We start from the raw sequence: 21,902 nt of genomic DNA, 5'->3' as shown, positions 1-21,902 counted from the left end.
CAGGAGCCGTCCGGAACGGGCGCCGTCTCGCGTCCCTCCCGGAAGCCGGTGAGCGTCCCGAACAGGGGGCGTGCGTCGGCGGAGTGCGCGTAGTCCACGGACACCGCGAGCCCGCGCACGACGCACGCCACCGCGGACGCCCACGCCGTGTCCCGGGGGAGCCCGATCTCCGCCCGCAGCCCTTCCTCGCCGGGCAGCGGCCACCACCGCGCGAGCCACTGCGCCTGCGCCCCGGAGACCGGCTCCCCGAGCCGCTCCGCCCCGTCGTCCCGGACGAGCACCAGTCGCGCCACGCCCGCGGAGTCGACCTCGGCGACGTCGAGGGGGACGTTGTCCAGCCACTCGTTGGCGAAGAGCAGCCCGGTGACCTCCCGAGGCGGCTCGGACAGCCACTCGATCCGTTGAGCGAGGCCCTCGGGGCGGTCGGCGATCTCGACGGCGCACGCGCGCGTGCGGGCGGCCACGTCGGCGGGGAGCGCCGCCAGAACCCCGGTGGCCAACTCGCCCCGGCCGGCGGCCATGTCGACGAAGTCGAGCGCGGGGGGCCGGCCCAGCGCCTCGTCGACGCGGCACAGCAGCCGGGCCACGGCCTCGGCGAAGAGCGGCGAGGCGTGCACGGACGTACGGAAGTGCCCGGCCGGTCCCTCGGGCCGCCGGTAGAAGCCGCCGCTCGCCGCAGCCGCCCCGCGGTCGGCATGGAGGTCCGGCCGGCGATCGTTCGCCGCATCCGTTCCGGTCGGCGCCTCGGGGCCGTACAGGGCGTCCTGCATGGCCGCCCGCCAGCCGCGCCACCGGCCCGCATCGGTCATCTCGTCCACCGCCCGTCGTTCACCACCCGGTCAGACTAGGCGTACAGGTGATCACGGCATCCACCTTGCGGAGTACGCCCGCCCCAGCCGGATCGGTCCTCCGGTTGACCCCTGCACGCATCGGGCTTCCCTACGCTGGGTTACGTGCAGCGCCTCTATGACTTCCTCCGCAGACACCCCACCAGGGTCGACGGCTTCTGGGCCCTCGTCCTGTTCGGGATCTCAGCCGCTGCCGGGACCGCCGGGCAGGACCGGGGCGGCACGGACTCCATGGCACTGCTGGTGCCGGTCGTCTTCCTGCTGTGCCTGGTCATCGCGTTGCGCCGGCGCATGCCCGAACAGATGCTCGTGCTCGCCGCCGTGCTGGGGACGGCCCAGCTGGCGCTGAACGTCGGGGTCACGGCAGCCGACTTCGCCCTGCTGGTGATCGTCTACACGGTCGCGGCGACCGGCGCCCGCTGGGCCTCGCGCCTCGGCCTCGTCATGGCGCTGAGCGCGGCCACCCTGGCGCAGCTGCGCTGGCCGCACGACAACGCGAGCGTGCCGGGCCAGGTGGCGGTCATCGTCTTCCAGACGGTGCCGTTCGCCCTGGCCTGGGTGCTCGGCGACTCCATGCGCACCCGACGCGCCTACTTCGCCCAGCTGGAGGAGCGCGCGGCGCGCCTGGAGAAGGAACGCGAGGCGCAGTCGAAGGTGGCGGTCGCCGCCGAGCGCGCCCGGATCGCGCGCGAGCTGCACGACGTCGTCGCGCACAACGTGTCGGTGATGGTGGTGCAGGCCGACGGCGCGGCCTACGTCCTCGACGCCGCGCCCGACCAGGCGAAGAAGGCGCTGGAGACGATCTCCTCGACCGGCCGCCAGGCGCTGGCCGAGATGCGGCGCCTGCTGGGCGTGCTGCGCACCGGCGAGCACCAGGAGAGCGGCGAGTACGTGCCCCAGCCGGACGTCGAGCAGATCGAGGACCTCGTCGAGCAGTGCCGCGGCTCGGGTCTGCCGGTGGACTTCAAGGTCGAGGGCACCGCGCGGCCGCTGCCCAGCGGCGTCGAGCTCACGGCGTACCGCATCGTGCAGGAGGCGCTGACCAACACGCGCAAGCACGGGGGACCGAACGCGGGCGCGAGCGTGCGCCTGGTCTACTTCGACGACGGACTCGGCCTGCTCGTCGAGGACGACGGCAAGGGCGCCCCGCACGAGCTGTACGAGGAGGGCGGCGCCGACGGCGCGGGCCACGGCCTGATCGGCATGCGCGAGCGGGTCGGCATGGTGGGCGGCACCCTGGACGCGGGCCCGCGACCCGGCGGAGGATTCCGCATCAGCGCCCTGCTCCCGCTCAAACCGGCGCATTGACGCCGACGCACTCCCCTGTTGACACCTGTCACGCCCCCTGCATCACACCCCCCGAACGCCCGCCCTGACCGTCCGCCGGACACTCGACTCGACGGAAACAGAAAGAAACGGAAGAGGACTCGATGACGATCCGCGTGATGCTCGTCGACGACCAGGTGCTGTTGCGCACCGGGTTCCGGATGGTGCTCGCCGCCCAGCCGGACATGGAGGTCGTGGCCGAGGCGGGCGACGGCGTCGAGGCCCTGCAGGTGGTGCGCTCCACGCCGGTCGACGTCGTGCTGATGGACGTCCGCATGCCGAAGCTGGACGGCGTGGAGGCCACCCGGCGCATCTGCGCGGAGCCCGACGCGCCGAAGGTTTTGATCCTGACCACCTTCGACCTGGACGAGTACGCGTTCTCCGGGCTGAAGGCGGGCGCCTCCGGATTCATGCTCAAGGACGTGCCGCCCGGCGAGCTCCTCACCGCGATCCGCTCCGTGCACAGCGGCGACGCGGTGGTCGCCCCGTCCACCACCCGCCGTCTGCTGGACCGGTTCGCGCCGATGCTGCCGAGCGCCGGCAAGGAGCCCCGGCACAAGGAGCTGGAACGGCTGACGGAGCGGGAACGCGAGGTCATGTTGCTGGTCGCCCAGGGACTGTCCAACGGGGAGATCGCGGCCCGCCTGGTGCTGTCCGAGGCCACCGTCAAGACCCATGTGGGCCGCATCCTGACCAAGCTGGGGCTGCGCGACCGGGTCCAGGTCGTGGTCCTCGCGTATGAGACGGGGCTCGTCCGCGCGGGCGGCCGGTGAACCGGCGCGAACGAGCCGTCCGCGAGCCCGGCGGCCACTAGGGTCTGCGCATGCTCCTGTGGATCAACGGCCCCTTCGGGGGCGGCAAGACACAGACCGCGCACGAGATACGACGGCGACTGCCCGGCAGCGTCGTCTGCGATCCCGAGCACGCCGGTTTCGGGCTGCGCCGGATGCTGCCGCCCGAGCTGCGCGGGGACTTCCAGGACCTCGTCTCGTGGCGGCAGGGCGTCGTCGAGGTCCTGGACCTGGCCCTCGGCGCGCACGACGGCGTGGTCATCGCCCCCATGACCGTCACCGATCCTCGGTACTTCGACGAGACCGTCGGCCGACTGCGCGCGCTCGGCCACGACGTACGGCACTTCACGCTCCTCGCCGAACGCGAGACGGTGCTGAAGCGGCTGCGGGAACGCGGCCTCGGGCACCTCCTCGGGTTCGTCGCGGGAAGGAACGCCGGGCTGCGCCGGGAGAGCTGGGCCGTCCGGCGGCTCGACCACTGCCTGGAGCGGCTGCGGGAGCCGGAGTTCGCCGAGCACCTGTGGACGGACCACACGACCGTGCCGAGGATCGCCGACCGCATCGCCGTGCTGGCCGGGCTGAAGCTCAGCCCCAACACCGAGGGCGCGCTGCGGACGCGGCTGCGACAGGCCGGCGTGGGCTTGCGGCACATCCGGTTCGACTGACGGCTCGCAGGGTGACCGCCTTCGTCGTCGCGAGCCGGCGGCCGAACCTCAGCGGAGTATCCCTTCCAGCGCGTGCGGCGCCATGCCGAGCTCGGCCAGGGGCGAGGGCGCGGCGGCGACCCTCTCCGGCCGCAGCCCCGCGATGTCGAGGCTCAGACTCATGCGCACATGGTGCACCCCGCCACGGACAACGCCCTTCGTGACGGACGGCCGCCGTCACCCGGCCGCCCCGGTCTGGCCGGCGGCCCGGATCCTGGTCACCCGGGCCGCGAAGTCCGCGACCGCCGCCTTCACGTCCGCCGTCGTCCAGGCCAGGCCGGCGGCGCGCACGGTGACCTCGGTGAAGGACAGCCCCGGCCCGCCGCGGTCCCAGGCGCCGGCGAAGAGCATCGTCTTCGTCTCCTCGGCCTGCAGCACGGCCGCTTCGGTGAGCACGTCCGCCTCGTACGGCAGCCAGACCTGGAACTGGTGGGTGTGCGGGGCCCCGGGGTGCACGCGCGCCCACGGCACGTCCGTCCCGGCGAAGCCCTCGCGCAGGGCCTTTGCCACCACACGCGCGTGGGTGACGTACTCGGGCAGCCGGGGCAGCTCGCGTTGCAGGCCGACGAGGGCCGACAGCGCGGTGGGGAACTGCTGGAAGACGGTCCCGCCGTAGCGGTGCCGCCAGGCCTTCGCCTCGTCCACCAGGGTTCTCGGGCCGGCGAGCGCGGCGCCGCCGAAGCCGTCCAGGGACTTGTAGAACGACACGTAGACGCTGTCCGCCAGGTCCGCGATCTCCCGCAGGGTGCGGCCGAAGTGGTGGGTCGTCTCCCACAGGCGCGCGCCGTCGAAGTGCACCACCGCGTCCCGCTCGCGCGCCGCCTCCACGACCTCGGTCAGCTCCTCCCAGGAGGGCAGCACGAAACCGGCGTCCCTGAGGGGCAGTTCCAGCATCAGCGCACCGAAGGGCTCGTCGAAGCCGCGTATCTCGTCGGCCGTGGGCAGCCGGGGCTCGCGCGTCACCCGGACCGTGCGCAGCCCGCTCACGGCGCCGAACGCGCCGCGCTCCCACACCTCGGGGTGGCTCAGCGCGTGCACCGCGACGGTCGGGTCGCCGGTGCGGCCGGCCCAGCAGCGCAGGGCGACCTGCTGGGCCATCGTGCCGGTCGGGAAGAACGCGGCGGCCTCCGTCCCCAGCAGCGCGGCGACCCGTTTCTCCAGGGCCTCCACGACCCCGTCCCCGTAGACGTCCCCGGGTTCGTCCAGGTCGTGCACCTCGGGCGCGGCCTCCTGCAGCAGGGCGAGCCGTTCCCGCAGCGTGCCCTGGAACCCCGCGCGCGACAGCACGCGCTCCGCCTGCCGGTGGGCCAGCGCCCGCCGTTCCCGCCGACGCTGCTGCGCCGACTGTTCCTCGCTGTGCTCCGCCGTGTGCGTCATGCCCCGGATGATGCCGTGCGGCGGCGCGTGAGGGCACGCGCATTCGCCGGTACCCCGCACCGCTCCGGGCCCTGTCGCGCAAGCGGGTGGGAACGGAGGGCACGGAGGACGGCGGGAACGGGTGGGAAAACCCACAGCCTGTGGACAACCGGGCCCCGTCGGAACAGATCGCGTTAACATGACGAGAAATCGTCCGGTACCCGGAGCGGACTGGAACGGAAGGCCGCCGTCGAGTGAGTACACCCCAACAGCCAGACCCCAGGGATCGCCCCGCGCGGCTCGCCGTCGGCGTCGTCGGCGCCGGCCGGGTCGGGCCCGCCCTGGCCGCGTCGCTCCAGCTCGCCGGGCACCGTCCGGTCGCCGTCTCGGGCGTCTCCGACACCTCCCGGCGGCGGGCCGCGCTGTTGCTGCCCGACGTGCCCCTGGTGCCGCCCGCCGAAGTCCTGCGGCGGGCCGACCTGGTGCTGCTCACCGTCCCCGACGACGCCCTGCCCGGGCTCGTGGAGGGCCTCGCCGACACCGGGGCCGTACGGCCCGGTCAGCTCCTCGTGCACACCTCCGGGCGCTATGGCGCCAAGGTCCTCGACCCCGCCCGGCGCGCGGGCGCGCTGCCGCTGGCCCTGCACCCGGCCATGACGTTCACGGGCACCTCCGTCGACGTCCAGCGGCTGGCCGGCTGCTCCTTCGGCGTCACCGCCCCCGAGGAGCTGCGGCTGGCCGCGGAGGCGCTGGTGATCGAGATGGGCGGCGAGCCGGAGTGGATCGCCGAGGAGAGCCGCCCGCTCTACCACGCGGCCCTCGCCCTGGGCGCCAACCACCTGGTCACGCTGGTCGCCCAGTCCATGGAGCTGCTGCGCGTGGCCGGCGTCGAGGCCCCCGACCGGATGCTCGGCCCGCTCCTCGGCGCCGCACTGGACAACGCCCTGCGCTCCGGAGACGGCGCCCTCACCGGCCCCGTCGCGCGCGGGGACGCCGGCACCGTCGCCGCGCACGTCGCGCAGCTGCGCGAGCACGCCCCGCAGGCCGTCGCCGGCTATCTGGCGATGGCCCGCGCCACCGCCGACCGGGCGCTCGCCCATGGACTGCTCAAGCCCGAACTGGCCGAGGACCTCCTCGGGGTCCTCGCCGACGGAGCCCACGGCGTCCCCGGCGTACCGGGTCCACCCGGCCCGGACAGCACAGACGGCCCGGACAGCCCGGACAGCCCGGACGGCACGGACGGCACCGAAGGAGACGCCGGATGACCACCGCCCTGCTGCGCACCGCCGACGAACTGCACGCACGCGCGCGTGGCGGCCGCCGGACGGTCGTGATGACGATGGGCGCCCTCCACGAGGGGCACGCCACCCTCGTGCGCACCGCCCGCGAGCTCGCCGGGCCGGACGGCGAAGTCGTCGTCACGGTCTTCGTCAATCCGCTGCAGTTCGGCCAGGGCGAGGACCTCGACCGCTATCCGCGCACCCTCGACGCCGACCTCGAGATCGCCGAGCAGGCGGGCGCGGACGTCGTGTTCGCCCCGTCCGTGGACGAGGTCTACCCCGGCGGGGAGCCCCAGGTCCGCATCACCGCGGGCCCGATGGGCGAGCGCCTGGAAGGGAGCTCCCGCCCGGGGCACTTCGACGGCATGCTCACCGTCGTCGCGAAGCTGCTGCACCTCACCCGGCCCGACGTGGCGCTGTTCGGCCAGAAGGACGCCCAGCAGCTGGCCCTGATCCGCCGCATGGTGCGGGACCTGAACTTCGGCGTGCGGATCGTCGCCGTGCCGACCGTGCGGGAGGAGGACGGGCTGGCGCTGTCGAGCCGTAACCGCTATCTGTCCGCCGAGGAGCGGCGCACGGCGCTGGCGCTCTCCCGGGCGCTGTTCGCCGGCCGCGACCGGCACGCCGCGCAGGAGGCGCTCCGGGCCCGCGCGCGAGAGGTGCCCGCCACCCACGCGCGCGCCGAGGCGCTCAGCGCCCTCGGGGAGTCCCGCGCGGCCGCCGACGCGCACGCCGTCGCCAAGGCCGCCCCCGGCGACGCCGCAGCGGTCCGCGCCGCCGCCCGCGCGGTCCTCGACGAGGCGGTCCGCCTCGTCCCGCCGCTGCGGCTCGACTACCTCGCGCTCGTCGACCCGACCGACTTCACCGAGATCGAGGACGACTTCACCGGCGAGGCCGTCCTCGCCGTCGCCGCACGGGTCGGCACGACCCGGCTGATCGACAACCTCCCCCTCACCTTCGGAGCCGCCTCGTGACCAGCACAGGCATACGACTGCACGCGCCCGCGCCCGGGTGGAACATCGACGCGGACGTCGTGGTCGTCGGCTCCGGCGTGGCCGGTCTGACCGCGGCCCTGCGCTGCGAGGCCGCCGGCCTGAGGACGGTCGTCGTCACCAAGGCCCGCCTCGACGACGGCTCCACGCGCTGGGCGCAGGGCGGCATAGCCGCGGCCCTGGGCGAGGGCGACACGCCCGAACAGCACTTGGACGACACGCTGGTGGCGGGCGCGGGCCTGTGCGACGAGGACGCCGTGCGGATCCTGGTCACCGAGGGCCCGGACGCCGTACGCCGGCTCATCGCGACCGGCGCGCACTTCGACGAGTCCGAGGAAGGCGGCCTGGAGCTCACCCGCGAAGGGGGCCACCACCGTCGCCGTATCGCCCACGCGGGCGGCGACGCGACCGGCGCGGAGATCTCCCGCGCGCTCGTCGAGGCGGTCCGCGCGCGGGGCATGCGCACCATCGAGAACGCGCTCGTCCTGGACCTCCTCACGGACGCCGACGGCCGCACCGCCGGCGTGACCCTGCACGTCATGGGCGAGGGCCAGCACGACGGCGTGGGGGCCGTGCACGCCCCCGCGGTCGTCCTCGCGACGGGCGGCATGGGGCAGGTGTTCTCCGCCACCACCAACCCGTCCGTGTCCACCGGCGACGGCGTGGCACTCGCCCTGCGCGCGGGCGCGGAGGTCTCCGACCTGGAGTTCGTCCAGTTCCACCCGACCGTGCTGTTCCTCGGCGCGGACGCGGAGGGCCAGCAGCCCCTCGTCTCGGAGGCCGTGCGCGGCGAGGGCGCCCACCTGGTCGACGCGGACGGCGTGCGCTTCATGGTCGGACAGCACGAGCTCGCCGAACTCGCGCCCCGGGACATCGTCGCCAAGGGCATCATGCGGCGCATGCAGGAGCAGGACGTCGAGCACATGTTCCTCGACGCGCGGCACTTCGGCGCCGCCATGTGGGAGCACCGCTTCCCGACGATCCTCGCCGCCTGCCGCGCCCACGGCATCGACCCGGTCACCGAGCCCGTCCCGGTCGCGCCGGCCGCCCACTACGCCTCCGGAGGCGTGCGCACCGACTCCCACGGCCGCACGACCGTGCCGGGTCTCTACGCGTGTGGGGAGGTCGCCTGCACCGGTGTGCACGGCGCGAACCGGCTCGCGTCGAACTCGCTCCTGGAGGGCCTCGTCTACGCCGAACGCATCGTGGCCGACATCGCCGCGAGCCGGGTGGGCGAGGCGCTCCACGCGCGGGTGCCCGCGCCCGTCGAGCACCCCGAGAAGCCGGCGCACCCGCTGCTCGCCCCCGAGGCCCGGTTCTCCATCCAGCGGGTGATGACCGACGGCGCGGGCGTCCTGCGCTCGGCCGTGTCCCTGGAGAAGGCGGCCGACCAGCTGCAGCGGCTGCACGCCGAGGCCCGCGACGCCCTCGACGAGAACGGCAAGACGGCCGAGCCCGGTGTCGACACCTGGGAGGCGACCAACCTCCTGTGCGTCGCGCGCGTCCTGGTCGCCGCCGCCCGGCAGCGCGAGGAGACCCGCGGCTGCCACTGGCGCGAGGACCACGCCGACCGCGACGACGCGAACTGGCGCCGTCACATCGTCGTGCGACTGAATCCGGACCGCACGCTCGCCGTGCACACGACCGATACCGCAGACTTCCCCCCGACCCGGCAGCACCACCAGGAGCAGTGACAGACGTGAGCACCCCCGACCTTCCCCTCGCCCAGAGCGGCGGCTGCGGCGCCGGTTGTGCCTGCGGCGCCGCCGCGGACACCGAATTCACCGACGAGGAACACGCCGAATACCTGGAGTGCGGGCTCGATCCCGCGCTCGCCCAGCTCCTGACCGACGCCGGGCTCGACCCGGTCGAGGTGGAGGACATCGCCAACGTCGCGATCGGGGAGGACCTGGCCCACGGCGTCGACGTGACGACCGTCGCGACCATCCCCGAGGAGGCGGTCGCCACCGCCGACTTCACCGCACGCGAGGCGGGCGTGGTGGCGGGCCTCAGGATCGCCGAGGCGGTCGTCTCGGTCGTCTGCACGGACGAGTTCGAGGTCGAGCGGCACGTGGAGGACGGCGACCGCGTGGAGGCCGGACAGCCCCTGCTGTCGGTCACCACCCGCACGCGCGACCTGCTCACCGCCGAGCGCAGCGCGCTCAACCTGCTGTGCCGGCTGTCCGGGATCGCCACCGCGACCCGCGCGTGGGCGGACGTCCTGGAGGGCACCGGGGCGCGGGTGCGCGACACCCGCAAGACGACGCCGGGCCTGCGCTCGCTGGAGAAGTTCGCCGTCCGCTGCGGCGGAGGCGTCAACCACCGGATGTCGCTGTCCGACGCGGCGCTGGTCAAGGACAACCACGTGGTCGCCGCGGGCGGCGTCGCGCAGGCCTTCGAGGCCGTCCGGGAGGCCTTCCCGGACGTGCCGATCGAGGTGGAGGTCGACACGCTGCACCAGCTGCGCGAGGTGATCGACGCCGGCGCCGACCTGATCCTGCTGGACAACTTCACCCCCGGCGAGTGCTCGGAGGCCGTGGGCATCGTCGGCGGGCGGGCGCTGCTGGAGGCGTCCGGCCGGCTGACCCTGGACAACGCCAAGGCGTACGCCGACACCGGTGTGGACTTCCTCGCCGTCGGGGCCCTGACGCACTCCTCGCCGATCCTGGACATCGGTCTGGATCTGCGAGCGGCTGAGTAGGGAACGGGAACCGGCCATGCTGCTGACGATCGACGTGGGCAACACGCACACCGTGCTCGGGCTGTTCGACGGCGAGGACATCGTCGAGCACTGGCGCATCTCCACCGACTCCCGCCGCACCGCGGACGAACTCGCCGTGCTGCTCCAGGGCCTGATGGGCACGCATCCGCTGCTCGGGGAGGAACTGGGCGACGGCATCGACGGGATCGCGATCTGCGCGACCGTGCCCTCCGTGCTGCACGAGCTGCGCGAGGTGACGCGCCGGTACTACGGCGACGTGCCCGCGGTGCTCGTCGAACCCGGCGTGAAGACGGGCGTGCCGATCCTGTTCGACAACCCCAAGGAGGTCGGCGCCGACCGCATCATCAACGCCGTCGCGGCGAACGAGCTCTACGGCGGCCCGGCGATCGTCGTCGACTTCGGCACGGCCACCACGTTCGACGCGGTCAGCGCGCGCGGGGAGTACGTCGGCGGCGTCATCGCCCCCGGTATCGAGATCTCCGTCGAGGCCCTGGGCGTCAAAGCGGCACAGCTGCGCAAGATCGAGGTGGCCCGGCCCCGGAGCGTGATCGGCAAGAACACGGTCGAGGCCATGCAGTCCGGGATCGTCTACGGGTTCGCCGGCCAGGTCGACGGCGTGGTGACCCGGATGGCCCGCGAGCTGGCGGACGACCCGGACGAGGTCACGGTGATCGCGACGGGCGGGCTGGCCCCGATGGTGCTCGGCGAGTCCTCGGTCATCGACGAGCACGAGCCCTGGCTGACGCTGATCGGCCTGCGCCTGGTCTACGAACGCAACGTCTCGCGCATGTGACCCCGGCCGCCTCCCGGACCGGTCGCCGTAGGCCGCGCGCGTCGGCGGGCGCGGGCCGGCGGGCAACCGGGCGGGTGCCGGAGGCGGACAGCGGGTCCGGGCCCGGGTCCGGGTCCGCGTCCGGGCCGGGGTGAGCGGGCCGGGGTGAGCCGACGGTGGGCCATCGGGGGGTGAGCGGTGGGCCACCAGGGCGGATCCGGGCGCGCCGCGACCGACCGCTATGTCGAATTTGTCTGATTAGCGCGTACCGTCGCCCCATGCCCACGCCATACGGATCCCGTGGCGGCCTGGCGTTCGGCGCGGAGGAGCTGCGTGTGCTCCGCCGCGCCCTCGCCATCGCCCTCCACCCCGGCCCCGTCTCCGCCGAGGACGTCCAGGACTGCCATCGCCTCGCCGAGTCCCTCGACGAGGCGATGGGCGAGGCCGCCCGGCTGCGGGCCTTCCTGGTGGCCGACCTCGGCCGGTACCGCGCCGCCCTCCCCGGCACCGCCGCCGGCTACCTCACGCTCCTCGGCGAGGTGCTGGCCACCGGCTACCGGCCCGAACCGGACGATCTCGCCGCGCTGCGCGCACTGCGGGGCAACCCGACGGCCGCCGCCCTCCTGGACCGCTGCCAGGTTCTCGCCGAGCAGGACGTACGCGCCCGTCTGGCGCGCCGTGCGGCCCGCCGGGCGGAACAACCGGCCGTGCCCACCGTCCCGGCGTCCCGTAAGCGCCTCCAGGCCCTTCCCGGGGGCCTTTCCGGCGCGGGCCGCGCCTGCCTCGCCATGGTCGCCGCCGAGGAGCCGGGCGAGGGTCCGGGGCGCCCGCCCCAGAAGGAACCCGCAGAGAAGCCCGCCTCGCCCGCACCCGCGCCGGGACCCGTCCCCGTCAAGCCCGCTCCCGAACCGGGCCGCCGGCCCGTCCCCACGCCCGGCGAGGTCTTCCCGCGGCGCAAGCCCGCCCCGCCGCCCGCCGACCCGCAACGGCAGCGGCTGGCCGTCGGCTGACGCGGAACGCCCCCCGCCCAAAGATCCGGCCGCCGTCTGGCTACCCTGAATCCATGGACTACGTCTCCGCGCTCGTGCCTCCCGTCGTCATGGCCGTGTTCTTCGTCGGCCTGATCAGGGTGATCGTGAAGACCCAGGGCGGGGCCAACAAGGCCAAGGAGGACGCGGCCGTCGACGCGGCGCTCGCGCGCGCGGAAGGCGCCCGGCAGCCCTCCGTCGGCCCGGACGCCTGACGACCCACCTCGCTTGCGCGGCCTTCCAGGGCGTGCGTCTCCTTTCGGAGCCGCACGCCCTTTTTGTTCCGTTTGGCGATGAAGGTGCACGTCCGGCACGCGATTGACGTGATCTCCCACTATTGTTCTGAGTTGTGCCTCGCCCATTGGGAGAACTCGAAGACGCGGTCATGACGCGGGTGTGGAAGTGGAACCGCCCGGTCACCGTTCGAGAAGTCCTGGAAGACCTTCGGCAGGAACGGTCCATCGCCTACACCACGGTGATGACCGTTTTGGACAATCTCCATCAGAAGGGCTGGGTGCGTCGCGAAGCGGAAGGCCGGGCCTATCGATATGAGGCGGTCTCCACCCGCGCTGCCTACGCCGCCGCCCTGATGAACGACGCCTGGTCGCAGAGCGACAACCCCGCCGCCGCTCTCGTCGCCTTCTTCGGGATGATGAGCGACGAACAACGCGACGCACTGCGCGTTGCCGTGCGCATCGTCCAAGGGCCGGAAACCGCCGAAGCCGGAACCCGGGCGGCCCCCGCCGAACCCGCGACTGCCGCAACCGCCGAGAGCCCCGGGAGTGCGGCGAGCGGGGCGAACACGGGCGGCCCCGGCGAGAACCCCGCCTCGGCGGCGGAGGGCGGCGGGCGATAGCGTCCGCACATGTCAGCAGAGAGTCCCTCGGCCGAGAACCTCGAAGTCACCGCTAAAGCCATCACCGTCCGGCGGGCCCGGACCGGCGATGTCGCCGCCGTGCGCCGTCTCCTTGACGCCTACGTCCGCGGCGGCATCCTGCTCGACAAAGCAACGGTGACGCTTTACGAGGACATCCAGGAGTTCTGGGTCGCCGAACGCGACGACAACGCCGAGGTGGTCGGCTGCGGCGCCCTGCACGTCATGTGGGAAGACCTGGCCGAAGTGCGCACTCTCGCGGTGAAGCCCGGGCTCAAGGGCGCCGGCGTCGGTCACCAGTTGTTGGAGAAGTTGCTCCACACCGCACGTTGGCTCGGCGTTCGCCGTGTTTTCTGCCTGACCTTCGAAGTGGACTTCTTCGGCAAGCACGGCTTCGTGGAGATCGGTGAGACGCCGGTCGACACCGATGTCTACGCGGAGCTGCTGCGTTCCTATGACGAGGGCGTCGCGGAGTTCCTCGGACTCGAACGAGTGAAACCGAACACCTTGGGCAACAGCCGGATGCTTCTGCATCTGTGATCGTCCCGCCCATTCCGGCGGACCGCCATGCCCGGGTTCCCTATGTCCGAAACGCGCACGTTTCCGGGCCGGGGGCGGGCTGCGGGTCTCTGCCGGGGGTTTGTGTTTTCCCAGCAAAAGCGGTTTGCTTTCCGACGTAGTGCAGTACTGGATATAACAGGGTGCGGCTAAACGGCGGACGCCGCGGACCCCCGGCCCTCACGTTTTCGATGAAAGGAAATCCGGTGGCACAGAAGGTTCAGGTCCTTCTTGTCGACGACCTCGACGGCGGCGAGGCGGACGAGACCGTGACGTTCGCGCTGGACGGCAAGACCTACGAGATCGATCTCACGACCACCAATGCCGACAAGCTGCGCGGACTTCTCGAGCCCTACGTGAAGGGCGGCCGTCGCACCGGCGGACGCGCTTCCGGCGGGCGTGGAAAGACGCGCGCCGCTTCCGGCGGCAGCCAGGACACCGCTCAGATCCGCGCGTGGGCGAAGGAGAACGGTTTCGAGGTCAATGACCGCGGCCGAGTTCCGGCGACCATTCGCGAGGCCTACGAGAAGGCCAACGGCTGAGCGCTCGCGCGCCGCAGTCGGACACGGTGACAGTGCGTCGCCAGCGTGTCCACCAGCCGTACGAGATCGGGGGCGCCGCCAACGCCCCCCGACGCCGACATCGTCGGCAGCGAGGCCGCGACCTCGCACCCTGCCACGGGGGGCCGCAGCCAGACGGCGGCCCCCTGCACCGGCCCCGGGCGGCACGGTTCCGGCGGGCGGACCGGGTCACGGCCCGGCAGGCGAGCGGGAGGCAGGGGAGCCTCGACGCTCCCGCCCGCGCCGATCGCCGTCAGGTCCAGCGCCAGCGCTCCCCATTCCAGCCACTGCAGGATCCCCGGCACCTCCTCCGCGCCGCCCGCGGCCACCAGCAGCAGCATCCGGCCGCCCCCCACGGCCACCGGCGAGCCCGGCGCCAGGCGGCGCAGCCCCGCGAAGCCCGCCTCGGCCGGGACGTCCAGGACGTCGAAGCGCTCGCCCACCGAAAGTCGTACCGGAGACCCGGGCACGGTCGCCCAGCCCAGTTCGTTCTCGTACCAGCCCCGGACGCGATCGTCCCGATCGTCCTGACCGGCCGAACCGGCCGAGCGGGTCGGACCGGCCGGGCGAGCCGGATCGTCCGGGTTCGGCGGTCGTCGGGGGAGGGGAACCGTGGTGATCGCAGCGGCGTCCGAGCGGGCAGCCGGCGGGACTGGGCCAACCATGCCAAGTGCAACCGCCGAAAAGCCCCGCGAGTTACGCTGGGTGTTTCCGTGACTGCACAGTGTTTCGACAGGGGAGGCGGGTGCGGGTGCCGGGAGGCGCAAGGTTGTTCGCCCGTAGCGGAGGGAACGGGGGCACCCGGCATGGAGTGTCAGTCCTGGCGGGTAAGACATCCCTAGTGGGAGGGGGCGACACGCAGGAAAGGGCGTCTCGCGTTCGCCATCGGCGTACTGGCGACTGGGGTATCTGCCTGGCCTGCGGGAACATCGTCTCGCACCATCGGGTTGGAGCAGATGTCGGCGTTCGGGGTCAGGAGGCCATCGACGGTGTCGGCAGTTGGAATGAGCGGTCCCCGCTTGCGGGACTAAGCTGCGGAAGGACAGGGAGGGGAAGTTCCCCCCACTGCCTGACCGCTCTGAGGAGCGATTAACGATGTTCGAGAGGTTCACCGACCGCGCGCGGCGGGTTGTCGTCCTGGCTCAGGAAGAAGCCCGGATGCTCAACCACAACTACATCGGCACCGAGCACATCCTCCTGGGCCTGATCCACGAGGGTGAGGGTGTCGCCGCCAAGGCCCTTGAGAGCCTCGGGATTTCGCTCGAGGCGGTCCGCCAGCAGGTGGAGGAGATCATCGGGCAGGGTCAGCAGGCCCCGTCCGGGCACATCCCCTTCACCCCCCGTGCCAAGAAGGTCCTGGAGCTGTCGCTCCGCGAGGCGCTTCAGCTGGGCCACAACTACATCGGCACGGAGCACATCCTGCTCGGCCTGATCCGTGAGGGCGAGGGCGTCGCCGCCCAGGTCCTGGTCAAGCTGGGCGCAGATCTCAACCGGGTGCGGCAGCAGGTCATCCAGCTGCTCTCCGGCTACCAGGGCAAGGAGACCGCCGGCGCCAGTGGCGGGCCTGCCGAGGGCACGCCCTCGACGTCCCTGGTCCTCGACCAGTTCGGCCGGAACCTCACCCAGGCCGCTCGTGAGTCCAAGCTCGACCCGGTCATCGGGCGCGAGAAGGAGATCGAGCGGGTCATGCAGGTGCTGTCCCGCCGCACCAAGAACAACCCGGTCCTGATCGGTGAGCCCGGCGTCGGCAAGACCGCCGTCGTCGAGGGTCTCGCCCAGGCCATCGTCAAGGGCGAGGTGCCCGAGACCCTCAAGGACAAGCACCTCTACACCCTGGACCTCGGCGCCCTGGTCGCCGGCTCCCGCTACCGCGGTGACTTCGAGGAGCGCCTGAAGAAGGTCCTCAAGGAGATCCGCACCCGCGGCGACATCATCCTGTTCATCGACGAGCTGCACACGCTGGTCGGTGCGGGCGCCGCCGAGGGCGCCATCGACGCGGCCTCCATCCTCAAGCCGATGCTGGCCCGCGGTGAGCTGCAGACCATCGGCGCCACCACGCTGGACGAGTACCGCAAGCACCTGGAGAAGGACGCGGCCCTCGAGCGCCGCTTCCAGCCCATCCAGGTCGCGGAGCCGTCGCTGCCGCACACGATCGAGATCCTCAAGGGTCTGCGTGACCGGTACGAGGCGCACCACCGTGTCTCCATCACGGACGAGGCGCTGGTCCAGGCCGCGACCCTGGCCGACCGGTACATCTCGGACCGCTTCCTGCCGGACAAGGCGATCGACCTGATCGACGAGGCCGGTTCCCGGATGCGCATCCGCCGGATGACCGCTCCGCCGGACCTGCGCGAGTTCGACGAGAAGATCGCCGGCGTGCGCCGCGACAAGGAGTCCGCGATCGACTCGCAGGACTTCGAGAAGGCCGCCTCTCTGCGTGACAAGGAGAAGCAGCTCCTCGCCGCGAAGGCCAAGCGGGAGAAGGAGTGGAAGGCCGGCGACATGGACGTCGTCGCCGAGGTCGACGGCGAGCTGATCGCCGAGGTCCTCGCGACCGCCACCGGCATCCCGGTCTTCAAGCTGACCGAGGAGGAGTCGAGCCGCCTGCTGCGCATGGAGGACGAGCTCCACAAGCGGGTCATCGGCCAGACGGACGCCGTCAAGGCGCTCTCGAAGGCGATCCGCCGTACGCGTGCCGGCCTGAAGGACCCGAAGCGTCCCGGTGGTTCGTTCATCTTCGCCGGCCCGTCCGGTGTCGGTAAGACCGAGCTGAGCAAGGCCCTGGCCGAGTTCCTCTTCGGTGACGAGGACGCACTGATCTCCCTCGACATGTCGGAGTTCAGCGAGAAGCACACGGTGTCGCGTCTCTTCGGTTCCCCGCCCGGATACGTGGGTTACGAAGAGGGCGGCCAGCTGACCGAGAAGGTCCGCCGCAAGCCGTTCTCCGTCGTCCTCTTCGACGAGGTCGAGAAGGCCCACCCGGACATCTTCAACTCGCTGCTGCAGATCCTGGAGGACGGTCGGCTGACCGACTCCCAGGGCCGGGTCGTGGACTTCAAGAACACGGTCATCATCATGACGACCAACCTCGGCACCCGGGACATCTCCAAGGGCTTCAACCTGGGCTTCGCGGCCTCGGGCGACTCGAAGACCAACTACGAGCGCATGAAGAACAAGGTGTCGGACGAGCTCAAGCAGCACTTCCGCCCCGAGTTCCTCAACCGCGTCGACGACGTGGTCGTCTTCCCGCAGCTGACCCAGGCGGACATCCTGCGGATCGTCGACCTGATGGTCGGCAAGGTGGACGAGCGCCTGAAGGACCGGGACATGGGCATCGAGCTCTCCTCGTCCGCCAAGGAGCTCCTGTCCAAGAAGGGTTACGACCCGGTGCTGGGTGCGCGTCCGCTGCGTCGCACCATCCAGCGCGAGATCGAGGACACGCTCTCGGAGAAGATCCTCTTCGGCGAGCTGCGCCCCGGTCACATCGTGGTCGTGGACACCGAGGGCGAGGGTGACGCCAAGACGTTCACCTTCCGCGGCGAGGAGAAGTCGGCGCTGCCCGACGTCCCGCCGATCGAGCAGGCGGCCGGCGGAGCCGGACCGAACCTGAGCAAGGAGGCCTGACCTCCCAGAGGTCGAGCCCACGAAAGGGGCCGGTGCTGTACAGCACCGGCCCCTTTCGCATGCGCTTCCGTGCTTCTACGAGAGCTGGCCGTCGTAGTCCGGCAGCTTGTACGTCGTCTCGGCGTGGCCGCCCGAGAGGTCGGTGGCGCTGTTGCCGACGTTCGCGATGATCGTGTAGCCCTTGGACTCGATGGTGACGCGCTGCGCGGTCTTGTAGGCGGCGACGTCCTTGAAGAGGTCGAGGAAGCCGCGCACATAGAGCCCGGAGACCTTGTAGCCGACGTTCTTGAGGTTGTAGTCGGTCACCCCGGAGATGATGCCCGGGCGGGCGGTGACGAAGAACAGGGAGACGCCGTGGTCCTGGGCGTACTTGGCGACGTCCAGGACGGGCTTGTTGGCCGGCTGCGGGTAGCTGAAGCCGAAGTCGGTCTCCAGGGTGGTGTTGTCGACGTCGAAGACGATCGCCTGCTTCTCGCCCGGCCTGGCGGCGGCGATGCGCTGCTTCAGGGCCGGCAGTGCCTGGTTCATCACGGCCTGGCAGTCCTTCTGCCAGGTGGCGTAGTCGACGTCTTCCGCGGCCGCCGCGGAGGCGGTGACCGCGGTGGAGACGGTGGCCGAGGTGGTGGCCGAGGTGGCGGCCGCGGCGGAGGTGCCGGCGGCCGTCGCGGCCTGGGCGCCGACCGGGACGGCCAGCGCCGTGACGGCTGCCGTCGCCACGGCGGTCATGGCTGTGCGGCGCGTCCAGGTGCCTCTGGTCATGGGTGGGGGTCCTCTCGCGTCCTTGCGCTGCCGGTGTCGTGAGCATGCTGATCGTTGGGGATGGCCTGAGGGGAACCAGCGGGTTACTGGACGGTAGAGGCGCATGAGAGGCCGGTCACAGACCCGTGCATCGGACGTGACAGGTGTCACAAGTGCCGTGCGGGGCAAGGGAGTAGTCGCCGTCACATTCCCAAGTCCCTCGGGGCGGGCGGCCGGTGACATGCCGCACAGGCTATTCGGGCGCTACTAGGCGGAATAGTCCTAGCGGAAATGGGGCAAAAGGGACAGCTTCGCCGAAGTCCGGGGCGGTCGTACGGCCTCCGGAGTGGCCGGTGTCGAAAGTGTCCGGAACGGGGGATCTGTCAAGAAGTGTGGAGTTTTGCGGTGACGTACTAGCTTAAGTCGTAGATCACACGTTTGGGCGTGCGTGGGCCTCGGGGTTACCAAGGGATGGCCACTTCGGCGGGGGTTCCCGCCGGGTGGTTTCCTCTGTCCCCGTCCCCATGAGGTCTTCGATGTTCCAGCGCGTCACGTTCCGTTCTTCCCGTACGTCCCTGCTCCGCACCCGCGTGGCCGTCGGGGCTGCCGCCGTCGGCGCCTCGGTCGTGCTGGGGACCGGAGTGGCGTCCGCCGCCGCGCCCGCCGCCGCGCCGGCCGCCAAGACGGCCGTCTCCGCCGCTTCCTGGATCGACCCGGTGAAGAAGTACACGCTGTCCGCCGGGTTCGCCCAGGCCGGCAAGATGTGGCAGTCCACCCACAGCGGCCAGGACTTCGCCGTGCCGAGCGGCACCAAGGTGATGGCCGCGCACGGCGGCACCGTGGTCAAGGCCGGCGGCGACGGCGCCGGCGACGGCCCGGCCTACGGCAACGCCATAGTGATCAAGCACGCCAACGGCGTGTACTCGCAGTACGCCCACCTCTCGCGCATCGAGGTGAAGGTCGGCCAGGTCGTGAAGACCGGCCAGAAGATCGCGCTGTCCGGCAACACCGGCAACTCCAGCGGTCCGCACCTGCACTTCGAGATCCGCACGACCCCCAACTACGGTTCGGCGATCAACCCGGTCACCTTCCTGCACGCCAAGGGCGTGAAGGTCTGACGCCTGCGCGACCGCGGGTGTGGCGCCGCGGCTGGGCGATCGGCCGACCGTGACGCGGGGTGGGAGCACCCCGCCGCGCGGGTGTGCGGTCAGCGGCCGTGATGCGCCTGCGTCACCAGATCGACGGCGACCTCCAGGACAGCTGCCCGCTTGTCCTCGGGGTCGCCTTCGAGGTCGTTGAGGAAGAACATCCCGGCGTGCAGCGTGAAGATGGCGCTCACACAGCGAACCTGGTCGGTGAGGGGGGCTTCCGGGTCCATGATGATGTCGCGCAGGCCGCGCATGCGGTCCTTGAACGAGTCGCCGATCTGCAGTTCCCGCACCGTCGCCTGGTTCTCCTGCATGAAGCGGAAGAGCGGGGCGGCCTCGGAGAGGGCCTTGCTGTAGCGCCGTACGAGCTCGTGCTTCGTCTCCAGGGTGTGCGGCTGCCCCTTGCCCCACTCGATCAGGTCTTCGATCGGTTTCGTCAGATCCGTGAAGATGCCGACGATGATCTCTTCCTTGCTCTTGAAGTGGTAGTACAGGGCGGCCTTCGTGACCTCCAGCCGTTCCGCGATCTCGCGGAGGGAGGTCTTCTCGTAGCCCTGCTCGGCGAAGAGTTCGAGGGCCACGTCCTGGATGCGCTGGCGGGTGTTGCCGCGACGCTGCTGCTTGGTGCCGTCCATGGTGCGGTCCATCCTCGTGCTCCTAGGGCTCCCGCGAAAACTTACTTGCCGTCCGGCTAGTGCGACACCACTAACTTACTTGACGCCCGGCTAGTGACGGGTCTACCTTCCCCAGTGTACTGAACTAGCCGGGCGGCAAGTAAGTAGCCGGCCGGGGTGGGACCCAGGGGAGTGGGAACGATGGCGGACACGAAGACACCAGAGACCGAGCCGGAGAAACAGCCCAGGAGCGTGCGGGTCGTCCTGCTCGCGCTCATGATCACCATGATGCTCGCGATGCTCGACAACATGATCGTGGGCACGGCGATGCCGACGATCGTCGGCGAGCTCGGGGGCCTGGAGCACCTGTCGTGGGTGGTGACCGGCTACACCCTGGCGACCGCCGCCTCGACCCCGCTCTGGGGCAAGATCGGCGACATGTACGGGCGCAAGGGCGCCTTCATGACGTCGATCGTGATCTTCCTGATCGGCTCCGCGCTGAGCGGCATGGCCCAGAACATGGGCGAGCTCATCGGGTTCCGCGCGATCCAGGGCCTCGGCGCGGGCGGTCTGATGGTCGGCGTCATGGCCATCATCGGTGACCTGATCCCGCCGCGGGAACGCGGCAAGTACCAGGGCATGATGGCCGGCGTCATGGCGCTCGCGATGATCGGCGGTCCGCTGGTCGGCGGCACCATCACCGACAACTGGGGCTGGCGCTGGTCCTTCTACATCAACCTGCCGCTCGGTGTGGTGGCCCTCACCGCGATCAGCGTCGTCCTGCACCTGCCGAAGAAGCGCTCGCAATCGCGTATCGACTACCTCGGCGCCGGTCTGCTGACGCTCGGCATCACCTCCATCGTCCTCGTCACCACCTGGGGCGGTTCGGAGTACGCCTGGACGTCCGCTCGGATCATGGAGCTCATCGCCATCGGCGTCGCCTCGCTCATCGGGTTCGTGTTCTGGCAGACCAGGGCCGCGGAGCCGGTCGTGCCGCTGCACATCTTCCGCAGCCGCAACTTCACCCTCATGTCGCTCATCGGCTTCATCACCGGCTTCGTGATGTTCGGCGCCACCCTCTTCCTGCCGCTGTACCAGCAGTCGGTGCAGGGCGCGTCCGCGACCAACTCCGGGCTGCTGCTCCTGCCGATGCTCGGCGCGATGCTCGTCACCTCGATGGTGGCCGGGCGGGTGACCACGAACAGCGGCAAGTACAAGGTCTTCCCCGTGGTCGGCAGCGTCCTGATGGTGATCGGCCTGTACCTGCTGTCGACGATGGACACCGGGACCAGCCGCCTCACCTCCGGCGTTTTCATGGCCGTGGTCGGTCTCGGCATGGGCTGCCTGATGCAGATCACGATGCTGGTCGCGCAGAACAGCGTCGAGATGAAGGACATGGGCGTCGCGTCCTCGTCCACCACTCTCTTCCGCACCCTCGGCTCCTCCTTCGGCGTCGCGATCATGGGCGCGCTGTTCAACAACCGCGTCCAGGACGTGATGTCCGAGCAAGCCGGCGCGCTGGGCTCGAAGATCACCGAGCGATCCGCGCAGCTGGACGCGGCCAGCCTGGCCAAGCTGCCCGTGGCCGCCCGGGAGGCCTACCAGCACGCGGTGTCGGCCGGCACCCACACGGCGTTCCTGCTGGGCGCTGTCGTGGCGATCGCCGCGCTGGTGGCGGCGGTGTTCGTGAAGGAGGTTCCGCTGAAGGGGGCGGGACCGCAGAAGGCGGACGAGACGACCGAGGGCACGGCCGCGGTGCCGCCGCCCATGGTCGAGGCAGTCTGACCTCGCACTGAACGAAGGCCTCCGGCGGTGTCCGCCCCGGGGGCCTTCCTCATGCCGCGCCCTCGCCGACAGAACCCGCCGGCGAGGGCGGGGCGAGGGCACGGGGGCCGCCGCCGGCGCCGCGGGCAGCTGGGCCAGCAGGTCCTTCGTCGCCGCGTCGAGCGTGGCGATCAGCTGCTGGA

At 71.4% G+C, this 21,902-nt stretch carries 20 protein-coding genes and 2 pseudogenes; 16 read left to right on the top strand and 6 right to left on the bottom strand.

Going from position 1 to position 21,902, the window contains the following annotated elements:
• Positions 1-14 precede the first annotated feature (14 nt).
• A pseudogene (locus tag ACFVYK_RS22445) lies at positions 15-770 on the bottom strand (SAM-dependent methyltransferase); the annotation flags it as partial.
• A gap of 183 nt (positions 771-953) precedes the next feature.
• Between ACFVYK_RS22445 and ACFVYK_RS22440 the strand changes: the two are divergent.
• The 3 genes from ACFVYK_RS22440 (at position 954) to ACFVYK_RS22430 (ending at position 3,630) form a co-directional block, all read left to right on the top strand.
• Entirely contained in the window at positions 954-2,156 is a 1,203-nt protein-coding gene (locus ACFVYK_RS22440; protein WP_389776717.1) for a sensor histidine kinase, read from the top strand.
• A 122-nt stretch (positions 2,157-2,278) separates the two neighbouring features.
• On the top strand, positions 2,279-2,947 hold the full coding sequence (locus ACFVYK_RS22435) for a response regulator (protein WP_389776715.1): 669 nt from the start codon (positions 2,279-2,281) through the stop codon (positions 2,945-2,947).
• A 50-nt stretch (positions 2,948-2,997) separates the two neighbouring features.
• Positions 2,998-3,630 carry an AAA family ATPase gene (locus ACFVYK_RS22430; protein ID WP_389776712.1) on the top strand — a complete coding sequence of 211 codons (633 nt, stop codon included), beginning with the start codon at positions 2,998-3,000 and terminating at the stop codon, positions 3,628-3,630.
• Between the two features lie 66 nt (positions 3,631-3,696).
• Here the strand turns inward: ACFVYK_RS22430 and ACFVYK_RS22425 are convergent.
• A pseudogene (locus tag ACFVYK_RS22425) lies at positions 3,697-3,792 on the bottom strand (DUF5937 family protein); the annotation flags it as partial.
• A 54-nt stretch (positions 3,793-3,846) separates the two neighbouring features.
• A complete protein-coding gene (locus ACFVYK_RS22420; protein WP_389776710.1) occupies positions 3,847-5,046 on the bottom strand; it encodes a threonine aldolase family protein in 1,200 nt (399 codons plus the stop codon).
• Between the two features lie 233 nt (positions 5,047-5,279).
• On the opposite strand from ACFVYK_RS22420, the gene ACFVYK_RS22415 reads away from it, so the two are divergent.
• The 10 genes from ACFVYK_RS22415 to ACFVYK_RS22370 all read left to right on the top strand — a co-directional run bounded on the left by ACFVYK_RS22415 (position 5,280) and on the right by ACFVYK_RS22370 (position 13,793).
• Positions 5,280-6,290, top strand: a complete 1,011-nt coding sequence (locus ACFVYK_RS22415) for a Rossmann-like and DUF2520 domain-containing protein (protein WP_389776708.1) — start codon at positions 5,280-5,282, stop codon at positions 6,288-6,290.
• Positions 6,287-7,279: a pantoate--beta-alanine ligase gene (gene panC, locus ACFVYK_RS22410; protein WP_389776705.1), complete on the top strand. Its 993-nt coding sequence runs from the start codon at positions 6,287-6,289 to the stop codon at positions 7,277-7,279. Before ACFVYK_RS22415 ends, panC begins: the two co-directional genes overlap by 4 nt.
• A complete protein-coding gene (locus tag ACFVYK_RS22405; protein WP_389776703.1) occupies positions 7,276-8,991 on the top strand; it encodes an L-aspartate oxidase in 1,716 nt (571 codons plus the stop codon). Before panC ends, ACFVYK_RS22405 begins: the two co-directional genes overlap by 4 nt.
• A gap of 5 nt (positions 8,992-8,996) precedes the next feature.
• A complete protein-coding gene (gene nadC / locus ACFVYK_RS22400; protein ID WP_389776700.1) occupies positions 8,997-9,998 on the top strand; it encodes a carboxylating nicotinate-nucleotide diphosphorylase in 1,002 nt (333 codons plus the stop codon).
• A gap of 16 nt (positions 9,999-10,014) precedes the next feature.
• Positions 10,015-10,812 (top strand): type III pantothenate kinase, encoded by a 798-nt coding sequence (locus tag ACFVYK_RS22395; RefSeq protein WP_389776698.1) that lies wholly within the window; start codon positions 10,015-10,017, stop codon positions 10,810-10,812.
• A gap of 287 nt (positions 10,813-11,099) precedes the next feature.
• Complete coding sequence (locus ACFVYK_RS22390) at positions 11,100-11,801, top strand: hypothetical protein (protein ID WP_389776791.1); 702 nt, start codon at positions 11,100-11,102, stop codon at positions 11,799-11,801.
• 53 nt (positions 11,802-11,854) lie between these two features.
• A complete protein-coding gene (locus ACFVYK_RS22385; RefSeq protein ID WP_389776695.1) occupies positions 11,855-12,034 on the top strand; it encodes a hypothetical protein in 180 nt (59 codons plus the stop codon).
• 170 nt (positions 12,035-12,204) lie between these two features.
• Positions 12,205-12,675: a BlaI/MecI/CopY family transcriptional regulator gene (locus ACFVYK_RS22380; RefSeq protein WP_389776693.1), complete on the top strand. Its 471-nt coding sequence runs from the start codon at positions 12,205-12,207 to the stop codon at positions 12,673-12,675.
• 9 nt (positions 12,676-12,684) lie between these two features.
• A complete protein-coding gene (locus ACFVYK_RS22375) occupies positions 12,685-13,233 on the top strand; it encodes an amino-acid N-acetyltransferase (protein ID WP_256907243.1) in 549 nt (182 codons plus the stop codon).
• A 224-nt stretch (positions 13,234-13,457) separates the two neighbouring features.
• Complete coding sequence (locus ACFVYK_RS22370) at positions 13,458-13,793, top strand: Lsr2 family protein (protein WP_389776690.1); 336 nt, start codon at positions 13,458-13,460, stop codon at positions 13,791-13,793.
• On the opposite strand, the gene ACFVYK_RS22365 is transcribed toward ACFVYK_RS22370, so the two are convergent.
• Complete coding sequence (locus tag ACFVYK_RS22365; protein ID WP_389776687.1) at positions 13,772-14,476, bottom strand: SCO3374 family protein; 705 nt, start codon at positions 14,474-14,476, stop codon at positions 13,772-13,774. The two genes, ACFVYK_RS22370 and ACFVYK_RS22365, sit on opposite strands and share 22 nt — an antisense overlap.
• A gap of 430 nt (positions 14,477-14,906) precedes the next feature.
• Here ACFVYK_RS22365 and ACFVYK_RS22360 point away from each other — a divergent pair, with 430 nt between their 5' ends.
• Positions 14,907-17,435 carry an ATP-dependent Clp protease ATP-binding subunit gene (locus ACFVYK_RS22360; RefSeq protein WP_389776685.1) on the top strand — a complete coding sequence of 843 codons (2,529 nt, stop codon included), beginning with the start codon at positions 14,907-14,909 and terminating at the stop codon, positions 17,433-17,435.
• A 75-nt stretch (positions 17,436-17,510) separates the two neighbouring features.
• Here the strand turns inward: ACFVYK_RS22360 and ACFVYK_RS22355 are convergent, their stop codons facing one another.
• A complete protein-coding gene (locus tag ACFVYK_RS22355; RefSeq protein WP_389776682.1) occupies positions 17,511-18,194 on the bottom strand; it encodes an HAD family acid phosphatase in 684 nt (227 codons plus the stop codon).
• A gap of 515 nt (positions 18,195-18,709) precedes the next feature.
• Here ACFVYK_RS22355 and ACFVYK_RS22350 point away from each other — a divergent pair.
• Positions 18,710-19,291, top strand: coding sequence for a M23 family metallopeptidase (locus tag ACFVYK_RS22350; protein WP_389776679.1), 582 nt, complete (start codon positions 18,710-18,712; stop codon positions 19,289-19,291).
• 89 nt (positions 19,292-19,380) lie between these two features.
• Here ACFVYK_RS22350 and ACFVYK_RS22345 read toward each other — a convergent pair whose 3' ends face one another.
• Complete coding sequence (locus ACFVYK_RS22345) at positions 19,381-19,968, bottom strand: TetR/AcrR family transcriptional regulator (RefSeq protein ID WP_389776677.1); 588 nt, start codon at positions 19,966-19,968, stop codon at positions 19,381-19,383.
• A 168-nt stretch (positions 19,969-20,136) separates the two neighbouring features.
• Here ACFVYK_RS22345 and ACFVYK_RS22340 point away from each other — a divergent pair, with 168 nt between their 5' ends.
• A complete protein-coding gene (locus ACFVYK_RS22340; RefSeq protein WP_389776675.1) occupies positions 20,137-21,720 on the top strand; it encodes an MDR family MFS transporter in 1,584 nt (527 codons plus the stop codon).
• Positions 21,721-21,902: the final 182 nt, after the last annotated feature.

It is taken from the genome of Streptomyces sp. NPDC058291, assembly GCF_042880855.1.
Classification (GTDB): Bacteria; Actinomycetota; Actinomycetes; order Streptomycetales; family Streptomycetaceae; genus Streptomyces.
This window is presented reverse-complemented; position numbering and strand designations above follow the sequence as displayed.